Origin of the sequence: Arthrospira sp. PCC 8006 (assembly GCF_046480465.1) — a bacterium.
GTDB classification, from domain to species: domain Bacteria; phylum Cyanobacteriota; class Cyanobacteriia; order Cyanobacteriales; family Microcoleaceae; genus Limnospira; species Limnospira platensis.
In genome coordinates this window covers 1-333 of the sequence record NZ_PKGG01000619.1, presented here as the reverse complement: position 1 = coordinate 333, position 333 = coordinate 1, and the positions used below count along the sequence as shown (strand labels likewise).

The following is a 333-nucleotide window of genomic DNA, read 5'->3' as shown; positions in this document are numbered from 1 at the left end:
GGCATGGGAAAATCGACCCGGCTCAAGCTGATCATGGGCTTTCTGCCGGCGGCTTCAGGGCAGGTGCGCTACCGTGGCGCCGACATCACCCGCGAGCCGCCGCACCGGCGCGCCGTAATGGGGCTGGGCTACGTGCCGCAGGGGCGCGGGATACTGCCGCAGCTTTCGGTGCGCGACAACCTGCGCTTTGCCTGGCAGGACCACGGCGGGCTGGACGAGGCCGCGACGCTGGAGCGCGTGCTGGAGGATTTTCCCCGCCTGCGCCGGCTGATCGAGCGCGACGGCGGTGCGCTTTCGGGCGGCGAGCAGCAGTTGCTGGCGCTGGCACGCTGC

At 71.2% G+C, this 333-nt stretch carries 1 protein-coding gene; it reads left to right on the top strand.

Features of this window, described 5'->3' with window-relative positions; genetic code table 11:
- On the top strand, positions 1-333 hold a 333-nt coding region (locus tag B9T16_RS29635), incomplete at both ends, for an ATP-binding cassette domain-containing protein (protein WP_410246488.1).